This is a genomic window from Marivita cryptomonadis (assembly GCF_002115725.1).
Taxonomy (GTDB): domain Bacteria; phylum Pseudomonadota; class Alphaproteobacteria; order Rhodobacterales; family Rhodobacteraceae; genus Marivita; species Marivita cryptomonadis.
In genome coordinates, this window is record NZ_JFKD01000012.1 from 38,570 (window position 1) to 57,169 (window position 18,600).

Below are 18,600 nucleotides of genomic sequence, written 5' to 3' on the forward strand. Positions count from 1 at the left end.
TCTTGTCGGACGCGCGTGGATTTCGCCTCTCTTATCGTGATGAGACGCAGGTGCCAAGCCGGGGTTTTGACCCCATTTCGTCCCAACATCTGTCGGGACGGCGTGCAGCGCGCCCAATTCTGCGGCATAAATGCTCCAGCCGCCCCAAGGGGAACTAAACCAATCGGTTCAGCTTGAAAAAACTTGGCGGCAGGATTAATCTAAACTGATTAGTTTACCGTATTAAATTTGTCAGCTGACGAGTTCGGATACGGCTCAGACTTCCGGGGCGTCAGCACCCGTATAACGATAGGCCGGCAGGACAAGGTTCGTCTGATGCGCATAGTTCCCCTGATCACCGCATGTCTGGTGGCGCTTGTTTTGTTTGGTCTCGTGATCGAGCGCGAACGCTTCTTCGCCTTGGTGTCCGACCTCAGCCCACGCTCTGAGACAGTCGCGCCGGATGCCCCCGTGGCCAGTGCACCTGCACCGGAAGTCGCGCCTCAGGCGGACGCCGTTGAAGACGGAGTGATCCGGGTGATGGCGAAACGGTCGGTGGCACAGGAAGTCGGCACACAAGTCCGACTGCGCGGCGAAACTGAAGCCGCGCGTCAGGTGTCCGTCGTCTCTGAAGTCAGCGGCAAGATCGTGTCACAACCCTTGCGCAAAGGCGCGTTTGTTGAGGAAGGCCAATTGCTGTGCTCGGTCGATCCGGGCACGCGGCAATCTGCATTGGCCGAGGCGACGGCGCGTTTGGCCGAAGCGCAATCACGCCGGCCCGAAGTCGAGGCGCGTATCCCCGAGGCAAAAGCTCGGGTGGCCGAAGCGAAGGCGCGGCTTGAAGAGGCACGTATCAACGCCACCGCTGCCGAAAGGTTGAGCCAAGACGGGTTTGCCAGCCAGACCCGAGTCGCAAATACCGAAGCCTCGGTGCAAAGCGCGCAGGCTGCGATCACCACGGCAGAAGCTGGCCTCAAGGCCGCCGAGGCCGGTTTGGACGGTCTGAGCGCAAGCATCGAAACGGCACAAGCCGCGGTGACGCGCGCGCAGACCGACATCGACAGGCTCGAGATCACAGCACCTTTTGCCGGAGTGCTTGAAACAGATACGGCGGAATTGGGCAGCCTTCTGCAACCCGGCGGGCTGTGTGCCACGGTGATCCAGCTTGACCCAATGAAGGTCGTCGGCTTTGTGCCGGAAACAGAAATCAGCCGCGTTGAAGTGGGCGCATTGGCCGGTGCTCGTCTCAACGAAGGGCCGGACCTGCAGGCGCGCGTGACGTTCCTGTCACGCTCGGCCGATCCGACCACCCGCACCTTTCGGGTCGAGCTCACAGTGCCGAACCCCGATCTGGCGATCCGCGACGGGCAAACCGCAGAGATCCTGATCCAATCACAAGGTGTGATGGCGCATGTGTTGGCCTCGTCCTCGTTGACGCTGAGCGATGACGGCACGCTAGGTGTTCGAATTATAGACGCCGACAGCGCAGCGCAGTTCGTGCCCGTTATGGTGCTGCGGGATGCACCCGAAGGTATTTACGTGACAGGTCTCCCCGATCAGGTGGACGTGATCACTGTGGGGCAGGAATTCGTCACTGACGGCGTGACCGTCGCCCCCAGCTTTGAAGAGGTCATCCAATGACCGGAATCGTCGACTGGGCTGCCGAACGCGCCCGCATGGTGCTGGCGTTCATCGCGCTGTCACTGGCGATTGGCACATATGCGTATGTCGGCCTGCCCAAGGAGGGCGAGCCGGATATCGAGATCCCCGCGCTGTTCGTGTCCACCGTGTTTCCGGGGATATCGGCGGCGGACAGCGAAACGCTGCTTGTCAAACCGATGGAGACCGAACTTGCCGATCTTGACGGGCTGAAGTCTTTGTCTGGCACGGCCGCCGAAGGTTATGCCGGTGTCGCGCTGGAATTCGAGTTCGGTTGGGACAAGACGCAGGTCATGGCGGATGTGCGGGACGCGATGAACAAGGCGCAGTCCAAGTTCCCCGCCGGGGCCGAACAGTATTCGATCACCGAAATCAACTTTTCCGAATTCCCCATCGTCATCGTCAACCTGACCGGCCCAGTGCCAGAACGGACGATGGCGCGCGTGGCGAAGGATCTGCAGGATCGGCTTGAGTCACTGGATTCTGTGCTTGAGGCCGGGATTGCGGGCAACCGGGACGAGATGCTTGAAGTGGTGATCGACCCGCTCAAGCTGGAAAGCTACAACGTCACCGCAAGCGAATTGATCAATGTTGTTCAGAACAACAACCAATTGATCGCAGCGGGTGAATTGCGCAGCGATCAGGGCAGCTTTGCAGTCAAGATTCCTTCGAGTTTCGACGACCAGCGTGATGTCTACGACCTACCCGTCAAGGTAAATGGCGACCGCGTGGTCACCTTGGGGGATCTGGCGACGATCAACCTGACCTTTGAAGACCGGATGGGCACGGCGCGGTTCAACGGGGAAAAGACGCTGGCGCTGCAAGTGGTCAAGCGCAAGGGCTTCAACCTGATCGACACAGCTGACGCCGTGAAAGCCGAAGTGGCCGCCGCCGAGGCGAACTGGCCGCCTGAATTGCAGGCGGCTGTGACCGTCGGAACATCAAACGACCAGTCCCGGATTGTGGACAGCATGGTCAAACAGCTTGAAGGCTCGGTTCTGACTGCCATTGCGCTGGTGATGATCGTGGTTCTGGCCGCGCTCGGTTTGCGCGCAGCGTTGCTGGTGGGGTTCGCGATCCCGACCTCGTTCCTTTTGTGCTTTGTATTCCTGTCGATCATGGAGGTCAGTATTTCGAACATCGTGATGTTCGGCTTGATCCTTGCGGTGGGGATGCTGGTCGACGGGGCCATCGTGGTCGTTGAATATGCCGACAAGCGCATCAGCGAAGGCTCGGGCCCGATGCACGCCTATGTCGAAGCAGCCAAGCGGATGTTCTGGCCGGTGGTCAGCTCCACCGCCACCACGCTTTGTGCCTTCCTGCCGATGTTGTTCTGGCCGGGGGTGCCGGGCGAATTCATGGGCATGTTGCCGGTCACTCTGATTTTCGTACTGTCCGCCTCATTGGTGGTGGCGCTGGTGTACCTGCCCGTGATGGGCGGGGTGACCGGACGGTTCTCGCGGATGCTGGATCGGGCCTCGCAGGGGCTCAGGGCGAATACCTCGTGGCTGCTGCGCGCCGCTATGGTGCCTGTGGTGCTGGGGATGCTGTTCATCGGCGCATTGTTGCTACTGGATCCGGCGTTCCTGTTCCCCCCAATTGCCGATGGCATTGCCGCACATGTTCCGGGGATCATACTGTTTCTTCTGGGGTCGGTACTGGCCTCGATCGTGTTGGACGCGGCGTCGATCAAATGGAAACGCAAGCGGGTCGAGGGAAGACGTCAGCGCACGGTATTTGGCTATTTCATCAAATTCATCGCGGGCAACCCGATCATGCCCATCGTGGCCGGTGCCGGTGTTCTGGCCTTCGTGTTCAGCGTGTTCACTTATTTCGGCGAGAACAACAATGGCGTGGAGTTCTTTGTCGAATCCGAACCCGAACAGGCCATCGTCTATGTCCGCGCCCGCGGCAACCTGAGCCTTGCGGAAAAAGACGCCTTGGTGATGCGGGCCGAGGACATCGTGCTGGCGCATCCCGGCGTGAAGAACGCGTTTTCCTTTGCCGGTGAAGGCGGGTTGAACACTGATGCCAGCGGCGCTGCCGTGCCCAAGGACACCATCGGTCAGGTACAGCTTGAGACCATCCCATGGGAAGACCGCGCGGACCGCCCCGATCTGGACGGTGATATCGTGCTGGCCGAATTGACCGAGCAGCTGCAGGTCATTCCCGGTGTCGAGATCGAAATACTCTCGCAGAACCGAGGCCCCGCCAGTGGCAAACCCGTGCATTTGCGGCTCAAGGCTGATGACTGGGACACGCTGCTGGCCTCGACCGCACTGGCGCGCGATAAGTTCGATACAACTGCGGGCGTGACGCTGATCGAAGACACGATGCCCCTGCCCGGCATCGACTGGCAGATCGACGTCGATGTCGAAAAGGCCGGACGCTACGGTGCCAACGTGGCTGTGGTCGGCGCAATGGTGCAATTGGTGACGCGGGGCATCCTGCTGGATACAATGCGCGTGGACAGCTCGGACGAAGAGATCGAGATAAGGGTGCGTTTGCCCGAAGAAGATCGGTTCCTGTCCACACTGGACACGTTGCGTGTGCGCACCGCAGACGGGCTTGTGCCGCTGTCGAATTTCATCACCCGCCAGCCGGTGGCCAAGCTGTCCGAGATCAACCGTGTTGATCAAAAGCGCTATTTCGACGTCAAAGCCGATGTGCTGCCAGGCTTATTCAAGCTGGTGACAGACGGACCGGACGGCGCAACCACCTTGGCCACTCTCCAAGAGACCGAAGGCGGAGCGATCGTCGGGCCGAACGGCACAGGCTACGCACTGTTTGAATCGCCATCTGTCACAATAGCCGAAGCAACCTCTGCCATCGAAGACGGCGCGCGGGTGGTTCCGATCAATGCCAACGAGCGCATTGCCGAGTTGACCACGTGGCTCGAAGCCAACCCCCTGCCCGGCATCGATTGGGAATGGACCGGCGATCAGGAAGAACAGGCCGAAAGCCAAGCCTTCCTCGGCAGCGCATTTGGCGCGGCACTTGGGCTGATGTTCATCATCCTGCTGGCGCAGTTCAACAGCTTCTACAACGCGGTTCTGGTGCTGCTGGCGGTCGTGCTGTCCACCACGGGGGTTCTGATCGGGATGCTGGTCATGGATCAGACCTTCAGCATCATCATGACGGGCACCGGAATTGTCGCCTTGGCCGGGATCGTGGTGAACAACAACATTGTTCTGATCGACACCTATCAGGAATACTCCCGCTACATGCCACGGATCGAAGCGATTGTGCGCACCGCCGAGGATCGTATCCGTCCGGTGCTGCTGACCACCATCACCACGATGGCAGGACTTGCGCCGATGATGTTCGGCCTCAGTCTTGATTTCTTTGGGGGGGGCTATTCGATCAACAGCCCGACCGCGTTGTGGTGGAAACAGCTTGCGACTGCGGTTGTGTTCGGATTGGGCATCGCCACGGTTCTGACGCTGGTCTTCACCCCGTCGATGTTGGCGGCGCGCGTCTGGTTCAGCACCTATGCGCTGTGGTTCTTCCGTCTTCTGGCGCGTCTGGGCGGCGGCAGCGCAAGCCGTGCGGGACGTGATTGGGCGCTGCAACGGGCCGCACGCAAGCTGAAATCGCCGACGATTCTTTGGGATGACGGCGAATCACTTGGCGACTCAGACTATGAAGATGGGTCCACAGGGGCACCTGCGCTGGAAGATCTGAAGCGCGTTTTGCAGCGTTCCCATGCGAATGAGGGTACTCCACCAGTGCGTGCCGCTGAATAATGTGGCAACACTGAAGAGCTGTGCTACACTATCTTTAGAAGAGTTGAACATTGTTTCCCGATTGTGAACCTGAACGGGAGACCGTTTGGTGATTATGGCTTTTTTGTGTTAGCCAGAATCACTGTTCTTTAGGAGGTACTCGAATGTCATGGTTGGATAGAATCCGCATCTTTTACGGTGGAGGCAGCACACCAAGCGCGTCTTCCTCTGTTCCGGAAATCGACGCAAGCAGCGGTGCACTGGCCTTGGCCGTTGTCGCAGCTGCTATGCTGTTGGCCTGGGAAGTCCGTCGTCGCAAGCGCGCCTGACGGATCCTCTTGGGAACACAGGCATCCGGCGTTCTCGTCGGATGCTTTTTTTGTGCCCTGAGATGATCCCCGTCAGATAAGCGACCACTGGCCCGTCGCTACAGCCGCCGCCGCAATCAAAACGTTCGCAACGGCATGCGCGACAATAGCATCGAACAGCCTGCCCCGTCTGAGCAGAACAAGCGCGAAGATGACACCGGCCAAAGCCGCCGCTATGGGTCGGGAATGCAGCGCTGCAAATCCCGCCGTTGTCACCAAGATCGCCGCACCACGGCGCCACCGGGTTCCATCGTCGATCAGGCTGAAAAGATATCCTCGGAAAAATAGCTCCTCCACGATTGGCACCAAAATGGCGGTGCCGATCACCCGAAGCACAACCCAAAGCGCCAACGCCAATGTCGAGAATTCAGCAAGCGACTCGTACGGCTCTGCCGGTTCTGCGGTAACGACCCAGCCTATTGCGATCACGACACCGGCCCCGATCGCGATCAGATCAATGTCCCGCGTCAGTGCGAGAACGGGTTTGCGGAACACCCACAATGCGAGGCTCATGGCCACAACCTGAACGCCGTACCAGACCTCGGGGGTTTGCGAGAAGGTGTGCACGAAAAGCGCCGACAGCATGAAGGCAAGGAACGGGACAATGAACGCTGTTGCCGTGTCTTCCCTTAAAGGAGGACGATCCACGCGTGTCACGGTCGCTTGCGATGTGCCAAGGCCCGGCAGCACGTTGACCACCGTGAGGATCAAAAGCGCAAGCAATGTGAAGGACAGCCATCCGGCAAAGCTATGGAAGCCGTTGACCGCCAATTCGGGCGACACATAGGCCCCGATCAAGATCAGCACGCTGATCCGCACGATATTGAGCAAGAAGCTCAGCAAAAGCGCAGCGGGCCAAACGATGAGCCAGAACCGACCCATGCGCAGGTCGTCCTTCATCATCAGGGCATAAATGCCCATGAATGCAGTGGTGAGCGCCAGACCTTCGATCCCGGAACAGGACTCCGCCACCTCGACAAAGAAGTCGAGGATGCCGATCGTTTCCGCCTCTGGATTGACGAAGACCTCGTTTCCGAGCAACGCAAGGACAACCGCCACGCCGTAAAATGTTACCAGTTGAAGGGTCTCAAACCAGTTCCACGCGAGACTGATCGCCCATGCCAGCGACGGGATCAGCAGCGCAATTGCGATGGTCGGCGCAAGAATGCGCGCATGAGCTGTCCACAGATCGCGCCATGCTCTGAATGGCATCAGCCAAAGCACCGCGCCCACCAGTGCCACGATACCGCCCAAGGCCAAAGCTGACAGGAAGGCTTCGGCGTAATCGACAAACTGCCCCTGAGACAATAAAAACGTCGGCGCTGCGATCAGAGTGAGACCCGCAATATGCACCAGCCCCCACCTGCGCGACGCAGCGCTGGCAACAGACGCGCGTTGTACAAGATCGGCACGCAGGGACGGCTGGAAGAACAACAAAAGCGCAAACCCAGCCGCGAGACACAGGCCAAGTACCATGCCCAGACGGATGCCCCGACACAAAAGGAAGAGATCGGTTTGGCGGCATTCGAAATCGCTGAACACCTGATACAGTGCAACGATTGCGACCGCTTCGAGCAGCAACAGCACCTGTGAAAAAATCAATCGTGACATCGTGACAGTTTGCTCTTCAACCGTGGAACCGTGCAAACCATGATCTTTTCAACTGGCGGTTTTGTGACCACGATGTGGTCATTCGCCGTCCTCTTTCGGTCAGGCCGCCTCTTCTTCCTGCATTTGCCGGTTCCAAAGCGTCGCATACCGCCCGTGGCTGGCCAAGAGGCTGTCATGTGTGCCCTCTTCCACAACCTGCCCGTTTTCCAACACGACGATGCGATCTGCGTCGGCAATGGTGGACAGTCGGTGTGCGATGGTGATCACAGTGCGCCCTTCACCTGCAAGCTTGAGTGCACCCTGAATTGAGGCTTCGGTTTCGGAATCAAGCGCGGATGTCGCTTCATCAAGGATGAGGATCGGCGGGTTCTTGAGAAGCGTGCGCGCGATGCCGACGCGCTGCTTTTCGCCACCCGAGAGTTTCAGTCCGCGTTCCCCTACCATCGTGTCATAGCCTTCGGGCAGCGACAGGATGAAGTCGTGGATCTGTGCGGCCCGAGCGGCAGCGGTGATGTCGTCTTCGGTGGCGTTGGCCCGGCCATAGGCGATGTTGTAGCGGATGGTATCATTAAATAGCACCGTGTCCTGCGGCACCACGCCGATGGCGTCGTGCAGGCTGTCCTGCGTCACGTCGCGCACGTCCTGCCCATCAATCCGCACCGCGCCATCGGTCACATCATAGAAGCGGAACAGCAGCCGCCCGATGGTGGACTTGCCCGAGCCGGAAGGCCCGACCAGTGCCACGTTTTCGCCTGACCGAACATTGAGCGACACACCCTTGAGGATCGGGCGTGCAGGGTCGTAGCCGAATTTTACAGTATCAAACTGCACCGCGCCGTGTGACACCTTCAGATCAGGCGCGCCGGGCTTGTCTGAGACTTCCTGCGGCTGTTCTAGCAGGTCGAACATCTCGCCCATATCGACAAGCGCCTGTCGGATCTCACGGTAGACCGTGCCAAGGAAGTTCAGCGGCATGGTGATCTGGATCATGTAGGCGTTGACCATCACAAAATCGCCCACGGTGATCGTGCCTGCCTGCACCCCGAACGCCGCCATCACCATGACAGCCACAAGACCGGAGGTGATGATCAGGCTTTGGCCGAAATTCAGCATGGCAAGCGAGGTTGCGGTTTTGATCGCAGCCCCCTCATAGGCTTCCATCGAACTGTCGTAGCGGGCGGCTTCGCGGGACTCGGCCCCGAAATACTTGACGGTCTCAAAGTTCAGCAGACTGTCGATGGCCTTTTGGTTCGCATCCGTGTCCTGCTCGTTCATTTCGCGCCGCAGGCGAACGCGCCATTCGGTGACCTTGAAAGTGAACCAGACGTAAATCGCGATAGTGACCAGAACGACAGCCATATACCGGATGTCGAGCAGCCAGAGCAGAACCAACGAGACAAGCAACAGTTCGAGGATCAACGGACCGACACTGAACAGCATAAAGCGCAGCAGAAAGTCGACGCCTTTGACCCCACGTTCGATAATCCGGCTTAACCCGCCGGTCTTGCGGGTGATGTGATAGCGCATCGACAGGCGGTGAATATGGGTGAAGGTTTCCAGCGCCAGCATCCGCAGCGCACGTTGACCCACCCGGGCAAACACCCCGTCCCGCAATTGCTGGAAGCCCACGTTCATCAGGCGCGAAAAGCCATACGCTAATGTGAGGCCAACCCCGCCCAGCACAAGATCAGAGGCCTGCCCCGATAGCGCATCAACCGCTTTGCCGAAAAGGAGCGGTGCGAGCATGTTGACCAGCTTGGCCAGCACCAGACTCACCAGCGCGATTACGACGCGACGTTTGACCCACGGCTTGTCATCCGGCCAGAGATACGGACCAACCTTACGGATGGTGCGCAAGCCGGAGCGGCGTTCATTTGCAGCCAGTTCGGCGTCGGTGGTCGTGTCGGCGGGCATGAGCAGGTCTTTCGTCTTGTTCGACGCCCTGACTTAGCCCGCCCTGCCCTGAAGGACCAGTGCTCACCGTGCCTTGAAGAGGCCCCCAAGGATGCCTCGGACGATCCGCCGCCCCGTTGTGCCCTTGAGTTCCTTGACGACCACATTGGCGATGGCCTCGCCAAGGCTTTCGTCCTTGCGACGGCTGCGACTGGTGCGGGTGGGCTGTGACGTCGACCGCCCCACACGGGTGCCGGTATAGCGCCGACCGGCATTGTATTCGCGCATTGCCGCGTCCAGCTCGGCTTCTTTCTGTTCCGCTTCTTCGGCGGCAGCGGCGGCTTCGGCTGTCCGTTGAGCAAGGATCTCGTAGGCGGATTGGCGGTCCAGACGCTGGGTGTATTTGTCACCAAGATCACTCGCGCCCATGATCCCGCCCCGCTCTGCCGGGGTGATAGGCCCAAGCTGTGACGAGGGCGGGCGGATCAGCGTGCGTTCGACGATGCCCGGTATGCCTTTGCGCTCCAGCATCGAGGTCACAGCCTCACCAACACCGACTTCGCGGATTGCCTGTTCGGTGTCGAAAGACGGGTTCTCGCGATAGGTTTCTGCTGCCATGCGCAGTGCCTTGCGATCGCGTGCAGTGAAGGCACGCAGCGCGTGCTGTACGCGGTTGCCGAGCTGTCCAAGGATATCTTCGGGAATGTCATCCGGGTTCTGGGTGATGAAATACACACCAACGCCTTTGGACCGGATCAGGCGCGCCACTTGTTCGACCTTGTCGACCAAGGCTTTGGGGGCATCGTCAAAAAGCAGGTGTGCTTCGTCGAAGAAGAAAACGAGCTTGGGCTTCTCCGGATCGCCCACCTCGGGCAGTTCCTCGAAGAGTTCAGACAGCAACCAGAGCAGAAAAGTCGCGTAAAGCCGTGGAGACCCCATAAGCTTGTCTGCCGCAAGGATATTAACTTGCCCCAGACCGTTGGGATCAGTGCGCATCAGGTCGCGCAATTCCAGTGCGGGCTCACCGAAGAAATCTGCGCCGCCTTGGTTCTCGAGAACCAGCAAACGGCGCTGGATCGCGCCCACCGATTGGACCGCGATGTTGCCGTAGCGAAGTGACACCGTATCCCGGTTTTCGCCCAGCCAGACCAACATGGATTGCAAATCCTTAAGGTCGAGCAAGGGCAGTCCTTCCTCATCCGCCACGCGGAAGGCGATGTTCAGGATACCCTCCTGTGCTTCGGAAAGCTCCAGAAGCCGTGAAATCAAAAGCGGTCCCATTTCCGCGACAGTTGTGCGGATCGGGTGTCCCTGATCACCGAACAGATCCCAGAACGTGACGGGAAAATCTCGGTAGGTGTAGTCCTCAAAACCGATGGTCTTTGCCCGGTCAGTAAAAGGTTGATGCAGCTTGAACTCTGGGCTTCCAGGTTTCGCGAGCCCCGACAGATCGCCTTTCACGTCGGACATGAACACGGGCACACCCTGAGCGGAAAAGCCTTCGGCAAGGATCTGAAGGGTGACGGTTTTCCCGGTTCCGGTCGCCCCGGCCACAAGCCCATGTCGGTTCGCATAGTCCAACCGAAGCCATTGCTTGACGCTGTAGCTTTCCCCACCGCCACCGACGAACACACCGTTTTCCATACGCTTTCCCCAAACCACGCTTCAGAACCCGAACATACAAACTTAACCTTTTGCCGCCAGTATGTTTTTGCCCGGAGCGTGGTGTTCCCCCTGTGATCCGGGCATTCTTCCCTGTTGGACTGGCCACGCTTCTCAGCGTGGCCTTTTTTTGTGAATTCACGATTGAATTTTGCCTGTTGACGCTGTGGATTTCATTTCGTAGCGTCACGGCAATAATAGTCGGCCGGTCCGACAGGGAGCAAGAGAGGGGAGATGCACCACTGCATCTTCCCTTTTTATTTCAACGCCTTGCATATTGAACTTCAGTTGGCGTCTGAACGAACTGATGTCCAAAACTGTCTTTTGGAAGGCGCAAGAATCCGCCGCCTCCCTGTGCACAAGTTTGTGTTTTGGCCTGACACTGTTCGCCGCCCGTGATAACGCACGAACAAACATGACCGATGCTTCGGAGAGGACTTTATGACCAAACCCCTTTTGCTTCTGACCACGATTGCAGGCCTCGCATTTTCCAGCGCCGCCTTGGCGCAGGAAACCACGGCACCTGAAGGCACCGAAGCACCGACGGCCAATGCAGACCTGTCGGTTCTTGATACAGGCGAGCCGGTGGTCGATCAAAACGCCGATGACAACACCTATGTCAAAAACACCCACGGTGACTGGGCGGTTCAATGTCTGCGCGTGCAAGAAGGTCCCGAGCCTTGCCAGATGTACCAATTGCTGCGTGACCAAAACGGCGGCAGCGTGGCCGAGGTCAGCATCTTCCGTCTGACAAATGGCGGTCAGGTCGCGGCCGGCGGGACATTCGTTGTACCTTTGGAAACGCTGCTGACCGAAAAGCTGAATGTACGCGTCGATTCCGGTCAGGCCAAACGGTATGACTTTTCCTTCTGCACAAATGTCGGCTGCTACGCGCGCGTCGGTTTTACCGCCGAGGACGTGGCTGCGTTCCGTCGTGGCAACGTCGCGAACGTGATGATCGTGCCCGCACTGGCACCCGATCAGCGCGTGACCGTGACGATGTCGCTGTCCGGCTTTACAGCGGCCTATGACGAAATCACGGCTTTGGAAGAGCAGCGCCAGTAACACAGCTTTCCGGAAAACATCACGAGGGGGTGGGATCTGCCGATCTTGCCCCCGTTTCTATTTCAGACCATCCAGAACCGCCAAGGCAGCCCGTTCACCGGGGGGCCGCCCCCCTTTGCCCAACCGCTCCATCGTCAAAGCCATTGCCGCTTTCTGTTGCTCAGGCGCATCCAGAACAGCCGAGACAGCCTTGGCAATCTTGTCGGGCTCGCAGTTTGCGCCGATGAATTCGGGAATAACGCGGGTCTCGGACACAAGGTTGACCAAAGTCACTGTGTCCACGCGCAACATCCGCCCAATGATCTGCCGCGAAAGCCAGTTCATGTCATAGGCGATCACCATCGGCGTGCCCGATGCGGCAAGCTCGAGCGAGACTGTGCCAGACGCCGCAACGGCCACGTCGGCTGCAGCAAAAGCGGCCTGTTTCGTTGCCATGCCGGACTTGGAAGGGTCAATTATCATCGGTTTGACCGACCAAGTGGCAGCCGCTTCGGCCACAACAGACGCCACGTTCGGGGCTGCGGGTAGAACAAAGCGCAGGTTGGGATGGCGCACGTGCAGTTCAGCCACCACATCAGCAAAGATCGGCAACAGCCGTGAAACCTCGCTCCGGCGCGACCCCGGCAGGATCAAAGCCAAGGGCGCGGTGCCAATGTCAAACCGGGCGCGAAAAGCGGATATGTCGTCAGAGGTCGCAATGGGATCGGTGACAACCGGATGACCGACGAAGTCGCATCGCATCCCTGCGGCTTCCATGTAGGGCGGCTCAAAGGGCAAGAGCGCCAGAACCTGGTCGATATGTGCCGCCATCTTTTTCGCGCGCCCCGGGCGCCACGCCCATACCGTCGGCGCCACGTAATGCACCGTTCGGATCTCGCTGCGCGCCTTGACAAGTTTGGCCACGCGCAGGCTGAATTCCGGAAGGTCGATGGTGATCAAAACATCCGGTTTTGCGTCCAGCACAGCGTCGGCAGTCTGGCGGATGCGCGCTTTAAGGTGACGGTATTGCGATAAGATTTCGGTGATGCCCATGATCGAAATCTCATCGATGGGAAACAAGCTTTGCAGCCCCTCGGCAATCATCCGGTCGCCGCCGATGCCTTCGAAGATCACATCGTCTGCATGTTGGCGCAGCCCCGCCATCAGCGAAGCACCCAGCTTGTCGCCAGAGGCTTCTCCAGCAATGACGAAGACCCGCATCAGCCGCCCTTTTCCCGCACCCAAAGGAACAGACCCAAAGCATCGCAGCGCGCTACGGTGCGTGCACGGTCGAGGATCATCACGCCCCCCGCTTGGATCACGATGCCCGACAACCCGGCGGCGGCCACTGCATCCGGTGTCCCGGCCCCGATCACCGGCAGATCCGCACGACGATCCTGCCCCGGTTTCGGCGCTTTGAAAAGAATGCCGCCATCGTCAGCCGAACTTCCCCCGGTCAGCCAGTCGGTTGCATCCCCCAGTAACCCACCAAACATATCGCTGGCGGCATTGATCGGGTTGGATAGAAAATCCCCGCTTCCCGCCAGCCGATCGCGTGCCAGACGGGTCAGCATGGCGTCGGTGCCTGCTGCGTCCTCACGCGCCAACACGCTGTCACCGCGCGCCACACAGGCCTGACCGGCGTCACGCGCGCCCATCGCAGCCACGGTGCGTTCGCCTATCCGGGCCTCGACCGCGTTCTGCGGCGCGTAGGTCTTGAGCGTCAGAACCCCTACAGCTGGCAGCAGATCCGGCACCAAATCATCTACGGAAGCAATAGAGAGCCCGGCTTCCTCGAACAGCTCCATCACGATCCTCAATGCACCATCATCACCCGAGGTCAGCGCGGTTTGCAGCCGGGGCACCAAGGGGGCCGTCTTTGCATCCAGACGTGCAGGATCAATCGGAGGACGCCGGATCGCCCCGCACAGACACACCTGTTTGACACCACGCGACTTGAGCGTGTCGAGCAGGCTACCGAGTGTTTCAAGATGGAAGGTCAGATCGGCGGTCAGCCCATCGGGTTCAAACCCGTGTAACACGCAGATCAGTGGGCGCGAGCTTTGCGCATCGGCGACGATACGCGGCAACCGCCCCTGCCCGCAGATCAGCGCCAGCGTCATCGTTCAGCCCGGCGTGAGGAAGGACCGGTCAGTCTCTCCCAGGATGAAGTCAACGATGTGGTGGACGTATTCACTGTCGGTTTCTTCGCCCAGACGCTTGGCCCGCTCCTGAAACGCGCCTTCGCCCTGTGCCAGCATTTGGAAGGCCGCACGCAGCGCTGTGATGTCGGCACGGCTGACACCCTTGCGCTTGAGACCTACAAGGTTCAGCCCATCCAGCCGCCCCCGATCGGCCTGCACAAGGCCATAGGGGATCACGTCATTCGTCACCATCGTTACCGCACCAATGATCGCTCCACGACCGATCCGTACGAACTGGTGGACGCCCGAAAGGCCGCCGACGATCACATCGTCTTCCAGAACGCAATGCCCCGCCAAGGCCGCGCTGTTGACCACGATCACGCGGTTGCCGATCTGCACATCGTGGGCGACATGACAGCCCGCCATGAACAGATTATCGTCCCCCACACGCGTCACGCCACCGCCACCCTTGGTGCCGGTATTCATGGTCACGTGTTCACGGATGCGATTGCGCGCACCGATGACAAGGCTGGTCTTTTCGCCATCAAATTTGAGGTCTTGCGGGATCTCACCGATGACGGCGAAAGAGTAGACCTCGGTCCCTTCACCGACTGACGTCTGACCAGCGACCACAACATGGCTTTTTAGAACCACGTTATTGGCCAGCGTGACTTCCGGACCGATATGACAGAACGGGCCGATGACGCAGCCATCACCGATCTGCGCGCCCTCTTCGATCACGGCACTGGGGTGAATTTGGGCTGTCACGCGGGCAGATCCATCATGGCCGAGAATTCGCATTCCGCCGCCATCTCACCGTCAACCGTCGCGACACCGCCGAATTTCCAGACCTTGCCACCAGGCTTGCCGCGCAGGGTCGTCAGTCGCATTTGTAGCTGATCGCCGGGGATCACCTTGCGGCGGAATTTGCATTTGTCGATAGCCATGAAATAGATCAGCATTTCCTTGTCCGCGAGGTCGAGGGCAGTGCCCACCATCACGGCGGCGGTCTGAGCCATCGCTTCGATGATCGTGACACCCGGCATGATCGGGGTGCCCGGAAAGTGCCCCTGAAAATGCGGCTCGTTCATCGTGACGTTCTTGATGCCAAGTGCGGATTGCGTGCCGTCGATTTCTTCCACGCGGTCCACCAGCAGGAACGGATAGCGGTGCGGCAGGATGCGCTGGATCAGTTGGATGTCTGCACGAAGAAGCGTGTCGCTCATGGGGCGTCCTTTTATGCTCTTATTGGGCTTTGAGTACCAATCCCAATGCCGGGGGGCAAGGTTTCAGGGGCGCAGGGGCAGGATCTCGGCCCCCTCGCCGAATTCGGCATTGACCCGCAGGATCGCCTGTTCGGTGATATCAACGGAATCCACGCTAAGAAGGACGACGCGCCTGTCCAGCACCGCAACAGCCCCGCTTTCAACCATCACTTGCAGCAGGATCGGTTGGGCCGCCGTCAGCAGGGCGCGACGGGCCTCTTCGTTGCGCGTGCCAACGGCACGTGCCTTTTCGTCCTGTTCGCGCCGCAGGCGTTGGACTTTTTCGTCAAAAGCTTCGGCGCGGGCGCGAAATTCCGTGGGGGCCAGAGTGTCGCGCAATTCGGTGAGTTCGCGTTCTTCTGCTGTCAGCTCGGCCTCTATGCTGCGATTTTGGGCTGCAATCTCAAGGCTTTCTTCCTCGATCTCACGGGCGATCCGCTGGCCAAAGTCGCTTTGGGTGTAAAGCGCCTCGGGCGCCACGGTCAGAATAAGGCTTTGCACCACACCAACATTGGACAGCCCGCCATCCTGCTGGGCCTGACCTGTCGAGGCTATGCAAAGAAGCGCCCCGAAGAGCGCTCCCAATGCTGTGCGACGACTATGAGCCATTTAGAACTGCGTGGAAATTGTCAGGTCGAAGGTCTGTTCTTCGTCGAACTTTTCCTTGCTCAACGCTTCGGAGAAATTGAACCGAAGGGGACCAAGTGGCGTGGTCCAGAACAGCGACACCCCGATCACGTGGCGGGCGGTAAAGTCGTCATAAAGGACATTCGCGTTGGTTTCTTCCAGCCCCCAAAGGCTGCCAACGTCATAAAAGACGCCAGCCGACACGCCGTATTCCTCGGGCAACGGCAGCGGGAATTCCGCCTCGAACCGGGCGACAGCAAAGTAGTCGCCACCCAGCGGGTCGTTGACATCACCCGGACCGACTTCGCGTGGGCCGATGCCACCGCCTTCGAACCCGCGCATCAGGTTCGATCCCAAAGTGAAACGATCTGTCACGCGGGAAGACCCTTCGGAATAGCTTAGCGCGCCAGCTTGCAGCGTAGCCCGCAGCGTGACCTCGTCGTTAAGGATCTTTGTCTGCGCCACAGCGCGCAGGGTAGATTCGACATAGGTGCTGTCACCGCCCAGCCCAGCAAAGTCCTGACCGAATTCCAGCAGAACACCGGCGTTCGGGTTCAGACCTGTACGGCGGGTGTCATAGCTGTAGCGGTATCCGATATAGCTGTCCCACACATCACCGCGCGCCGCCTCGGCAGTGATGATCTCACCGACGGATGAATTGAGGTTGGTGATTTCGGAATAGCGCGCACCGTAGCGCAGGTTCAGGCGACCGTTCTCGGACACCGGAAAAGTGAACCCGGTCGTGAAATTGCCAATGGCCGTGTCATACTCTGCGTTGGAATTGTCGGTCTCAAGGTAATTGAGGCTGAAGTTGAACGCGACATCGCGGCCAAGGAACGCGGGTTCAGTGAAGCTGAAGCTGTAGTTCGACGAATCGACACCCGTGGTCACCCCAAGGGCAAGCTGCTGGCCCCGACCAAGGAAATTGCGTTCGCTGAAGGTGATCGCGGCCCCAAAGCCGCCGCTGGTGGAATAGGAACCACCAAAGCTGAGCGAGCCAGTAGGACGTTCTTCGACGTCCACGTCGATCACGACCTGCTGCGGCGTAGAGCCTTCACGGGCTTCGACATTGGCATCGCCAAAGAAACCCAATGCGCGCACGCGCTCGGCGCTTTCGCGGATTTCGCGTGGATTGAACGGGTCACCTTCGACCACGCGGAACTGACGGCGTACAACGCGGTCCAGCGTGGTCGTGTTGCCTTCGATGTCGATGCGTTCCACAAACACGCGTTCGCCTCGCGTCAGCAGGAATTCCACGTCCAAGGTCAGATCACGATCATTGCGGGTCACGCGCGGCTCTACCCGGACAAAATTCAATCCTTCGCGGATCGCCAGACGTTCGAGCCGCGCGATCTCGGTTTCCACGGCGGTCGGCGAGTAGGTACGACCAGACCGCAAACGAATGGCACGCTGGAACACATCCGGATCCACTTCGGCCAGATCGGATGTCGCGGTGACTTCGCCAAAGTTGAACTGCTGCCCCTCTTCGACGTTGAAGGTAATGAAATACCCGTCCCGCTCTTCGCTGAGCTCGGCATTCACGCCCGTGGTACGGAAATCGACATAGCCTCGCGATTGGTAAAAGTCGCGCAGCACCTGACGGTCGAATTCTATCCTGTCTTCGATAAAGGTGTCGGACTGGATCAGCGCGCGGAAGATGCCTGCCTGCTTGGTTTCGAGCACTCGGCGCAGGCGACGGTCGCTGAACACCTGGTTGCCCGCAAAGCCGATGCGTTCGATCTCGGACACGCCACCTTCGAACACTTCATACACGAGATCGACCCGATTGTCGGATCGCCGGATGACCTTGGGCTGCACACGGGCCGCGATGCGACCCTGCTGAGAATAGGCTTCGGTGATGCGGGCCGCGTCTGCCTCGGCGGTGGCTGGGCTGAAGACGCGGCGGGATTGCGACTGGATAATCTGTGCAAGCGTTTCGTCGTCCAGACGCTCGTTGCCTTCGAACGCAATGCGATTGACCGTCGGGAATTCCACGACGCGCACGACAAGAGTGTTGCCACGGGGCTCTATCTCAACCGTTTCGAAAAGCCCTGAGGCGAGAATCCGCTGATAGCCATCATTCAGCGCGGCTGCAGAGACCGGCTCGCCACGGGCGACGCCAAGATAGCTGGCGATGGTTCCAGACTCGATCCTCTGGTTTCCTTCGACAGAAATCGCGTTGAAGCGGAAATCCTGTGCCAGCGCCATATTGGGCGCAGACAGAACACCGACGCTTAACGCCATCGTTGTCGCTAGTAGAAATGGACGGATCGACGATTTACGCGCTGATTGCCGCGTTACCTGCTCGCCTGTTTTATGTGTCATTGTTGGCAACCTACTCAGACATCCCTTTTGGAACGTGAGTACCCAGATTGCCCTAGCTTGTCAAAAGCGCAGAGGCCGGTTTGTTCAATACCCGACCGGATGTGTCATCGCGTCGATCATCAAGGTGCCAAGATACGCCCCGAGGAACAGCGATGCGCCAATCGCAAACACATAGATCAGGCGGTCCCAATTGATCGAGACCAGAAGACTGAAAGACCGATAACCGTCTTGAATCGTTTGCATGGCACACCTCGGATAGACTGTTCCGAGTTCCGAAATGATGGGGAAATGTGTCAGC

The 18,600-nt window shown here is 59.2% G+C and carries 14 protein-coding genes; 4 read left to right on the forward strand and 10 right to left on the reverse strand.

Features of this window, described 5'->3' with window-relative positions; translation table 11 throughout:
• Positions 1-315 precede the first annotated feature (315 nt).
• The 3 genes from MCRY_RS14080 to MCRY_RS14090 all read left to right on the forward strand — a co-directional run bounded on the left by MCRY_RS14080 (position 316) and on the right by MCRY_RS14090 (position 5,692).
• Positions 316-1,620, forward strand: a complete 1,305-nt coding sequence (locus tag MCRY_RS14080) for an efflux RND transporter periplasmic adaptor subunit (protein WP_085630968.1) — start codon at positions 316-318, stop codon at positions 1,618-1,620.
• Complete coding sequence (locus MCRY_RS14085; protein ID WP_085630970.1) at positions 1,617-5,384, forward strand: efflux RND transporter permease subunit; 3,768 nt, start codon at positions 1,617-1,619, stop codon at positions 5,382-5,384. Before MCRY_RS14080 ends, MCRY_RS14085 begins: the two co-directional genes overlap by 4 nt.
• 143 nt (positions 5,385-5,527) lie before the next feature.
• Complete coding sequence (locus MCRY_RS14090; protein ID WP_085630973.1) at positions 5,528-5,692, forward strand: VPEID-CTERM sorting domain-containing protein; 165 nt, start codon at positions 5,528-5,530, stop codon at positions 5,690-5,692.
• A gap of 72 nt (positions 5,693-5,764) precedes the next feature.
• Here MCRY_RS14090 and xrtE read toward each other — a convergent pair whose 3' ends face one another.
• The 3 genes from xrtE to MCRY_RS14105 all read right to left on the reverse strand — a co-directional run bounded on the left by xrtE (position 5,765) and on the right by MCRY_RS14105 (position 10,879).
• Positions 5,765-7,342, reverse strand: a complete 1,578-nt coding sequence (xrtE, locus tag MCRY_RS14095) for an exosortase E/protease, VPEID-CTERM system (protein ID WP_138487989.1) — start codon at positions 7,340-7,342, stop codon at positions 5,765-5,767.
• Between the two features lie 99 nt (positions 7,343-7,441).
• Positions 7,442-9,256: an ABCB family ABC transporter ATP-binding protein/permease gene (locus tag MCRY_RS14100; RefSeq protein ID WP_085630977.1), complete on the reverse strand. Its 1,815-nt coding sequence runs from the start codon at positions 9,254-9,256 to the stop codon at positions 7,442-7,444.
• 63 nt (positions 9,257-9,319) lie between these two features.
• Positions 9,320-10,879, reverse strand: a complete 1,560-nt coding sequence (locus tag MCRY_RS14105) for a helicase HerA-like domain-containing protein (RefSeq protein WP_085630979.1) — start codon at positions 10,877-10,879, stop codon at positions 9,320-9,322.
• A gap of 459 nt (positions 10,880-11,338) precedes the next feature.
• Here MCRY_RS14105 and MCRY_RS14110 point away from each other — a divergent pair, with 459 nt between their 5' ends.
• Positions 11,339-11,962 (forward strand): invasion associated locus B family protein, encoded by a 624-nt coding sequence (locus MCRY_RS14110; protein WP_085630981.1) that lies wholly within the window; start codon positions 11,339-11,341, stop codon positions 11,960-11,962.
• Between the two features lie 57 nt (positions 11,963-12,019).
• Here the strand turns inward: MCRY_RS14110 and lpxB are convergent, their stop codons facing one another.
• The 7 genes from lpxB to MCRY_RS22930 form a co-directional block, all read right to left on the reverse strand.
• Positions 12,020-13,162: a lipid-A-disaccharide synthase gene (gene lpxB, locus MCRY_RS14115; RefSeq protein ID WP_085630983.1), complete on the reverse strand. Its 1,143-nt coding sequence runs from the start codon at positions 13,160-13,162 to the stop codon at positions 12,020-12,022.
• Positions 13,162-14,064 carry an LpxI family protein gene (locus tag MCRY_RS14120; protein WP_085630985.1) on the reverse strand — a complete coding sequence of 301 codons (903 nt, stop codon included), beginning with the start codon at positions 14,062-14,064 and terminating at the stop codon, positions 13,162-13,164. The genes lpxB and MCRY_RS14120 overlap by 1 nt, the downstream gene beginning before the upstream one ends.
• Positions 14,065-14,067: 3 nt before the next feature.
• Positions 14,068-14,853 carry an acyl-ACP--UDP-N-acetylglucosamine O-acyltransferase gene (gene lpxA, locus MCRY_RS14125; RefSeq protein WP_244897916.1) on the reverse strand — a complete coding sequence of 262 codons (786 nt, stop codon included), beginning with the start codon at positions 14,851-14,853 and terminating at the stop codon, positions 14,068-14,070.
• Positions 14,850-15,311, reverse strand: a complete 462-nt coding sequence (gene fabZ, locus MCRY_RS14130) for a 3-hydroxyacyl-ACP dehydratase FabZ (protein WP_085630989.1) — start codon at positions 15,309-15,311, stop codon at positions 14,850-14,852. Before fabZ ends, lpxA begins: the two co-directional genes overlap by 4 nt.
• 63 nt (positions 15,312-15,374) lie before the next feature.
• The gene (locus tag MCRY_RS14135; RefSeq protein ID WP_085630991.1) at positions 15,375-15,959 is read right to left on the reverse strand and encodes an OmpH/Skp family outer membrane protein; all 585 of its coding nucleotides are present in this window, start codon (positions 15,957-15,959) and stop codon (positions 15,375-15,377) included.
• Complete coding sequence (bamA, locus tag MCRY_RS14140; protein ID WP_085630993.1) at positions 15,960-18,302, reverse strand: outer membrane protein assembly factor BamA; 2,343 nt, start codon at positions 18,300-18,302, stop codon at positions 15,960-15,962. It lies immediately after the preceding gene.
• Positions 18,303-18,386: 84 nt separating this feature from the next.
• The gene (locus tag MCRY_RS22930) at positions 18,387-18,545 is read right to left on the reverse strand and encodes a hypothetical protein (protein WP_171046105.1); all 159 of its coding nucleotides are present in this window, start codon (positions 18,543-18,545) and stop codon (positions 18,387-18,389) included.
• Positions 18,546-18,600 lie beyond the last annotated feature (55 nt).

Excerpts from the sequence above, each read along its gene's own strand:
- MCRY_RS14080 (WP_085630968.1), top strand. The coding sequence starts at position 316 with ATGCGCATAGTTCCCCTGATCACCGCATGTCTGGTGGCGCTTGTTTTG.
- MCRY_RS14085 (WP_085630970.1), top strand. The coding sequence starts at position 1,617 with ATGACCGGAATCGTCGACTGGGCTGCCGAACGCGCCCGCATGGTGCTG.
- MCRY_RS14090 (WP_085630973.1), top strand. The coding sequence starts at position 5,528 with ATGTCATGGTTGGATAGAATCCGCATCTTTTACGGTGGAGGCAGCACA.
- xrtE (WP_138487989.1), bottom strand. The coding sequence starts at position 7,342 with ATGTCACGATTGATTTTTTCACAGGTGCTGTTGCTGCTCGAAGCGGTC.
- MCRY_RS14100 (WP_085630977.1), bottom strand. The coding sequence starts at position 9,256 with ATGCCCGCCGACACGACCACCGACGCCGAACTGGCTGCAAATGAACGC.
- MCRY_RS14105 (WP_085630979.1), bottom strand. The coding sequence starts at position 10,879 with ATGGAAAACGGTGTGTTCGTCGGTGGCGGTGGGGAAAGCTACAGCGTC.
- MCRY_RS14110 (WP_085630981.1), top strand. The coding sequence starts at position 11,339 with ATGACCAAACCCCTTTTGCTTCTGACCACGATTGCAGGCCTCGCATTT.
- lpxB (WP_085630983.1), bottom strand. The coding sequence starts at position 13,162 with ATGCGGGTCTTCGTCATTGCTGGAGAAGCCTCTGGCGACAAGCTGGGT.
- MCRY_RS14120 (WP_085630985.1), bottom strand. The coding sequence starts at position 14,064 with ATGACGCTGGCGCTGATCTGCGGGCAGGGGCGGTTGCCGCGTATCGTC.
- fabZ (WP_085630989.1), bottom strand. The coding sequence starts at position 15,311 with ATGAGCGACACGCTTCTTCGTGCAGACATCCAACTGATCCAGCGCATC.
- MCRY_RS14135 (WP_085630991.1), bottom strand. The coding sequence starts at position 15,959 with ATGGCTCATAGTCGTCGCACAGCATTGGGAGCGCTCTTCGGGGCGCTT.
- bamA (WP_085630993.1), bottom strand. The coding sequence starts at position 18,302 with ATGACACATAAAACAGGCGAGCAGGTAACGCGGCAATCAGCGCGTAAA.
- MCRY_RS22930 (WP_171046105.1), bottom strand. The coding sequence starts at position 18,545 with ATGCAAACGATTCAAGACGGTTATCGGTCTTTCAGTCTTCTGGTCTCG.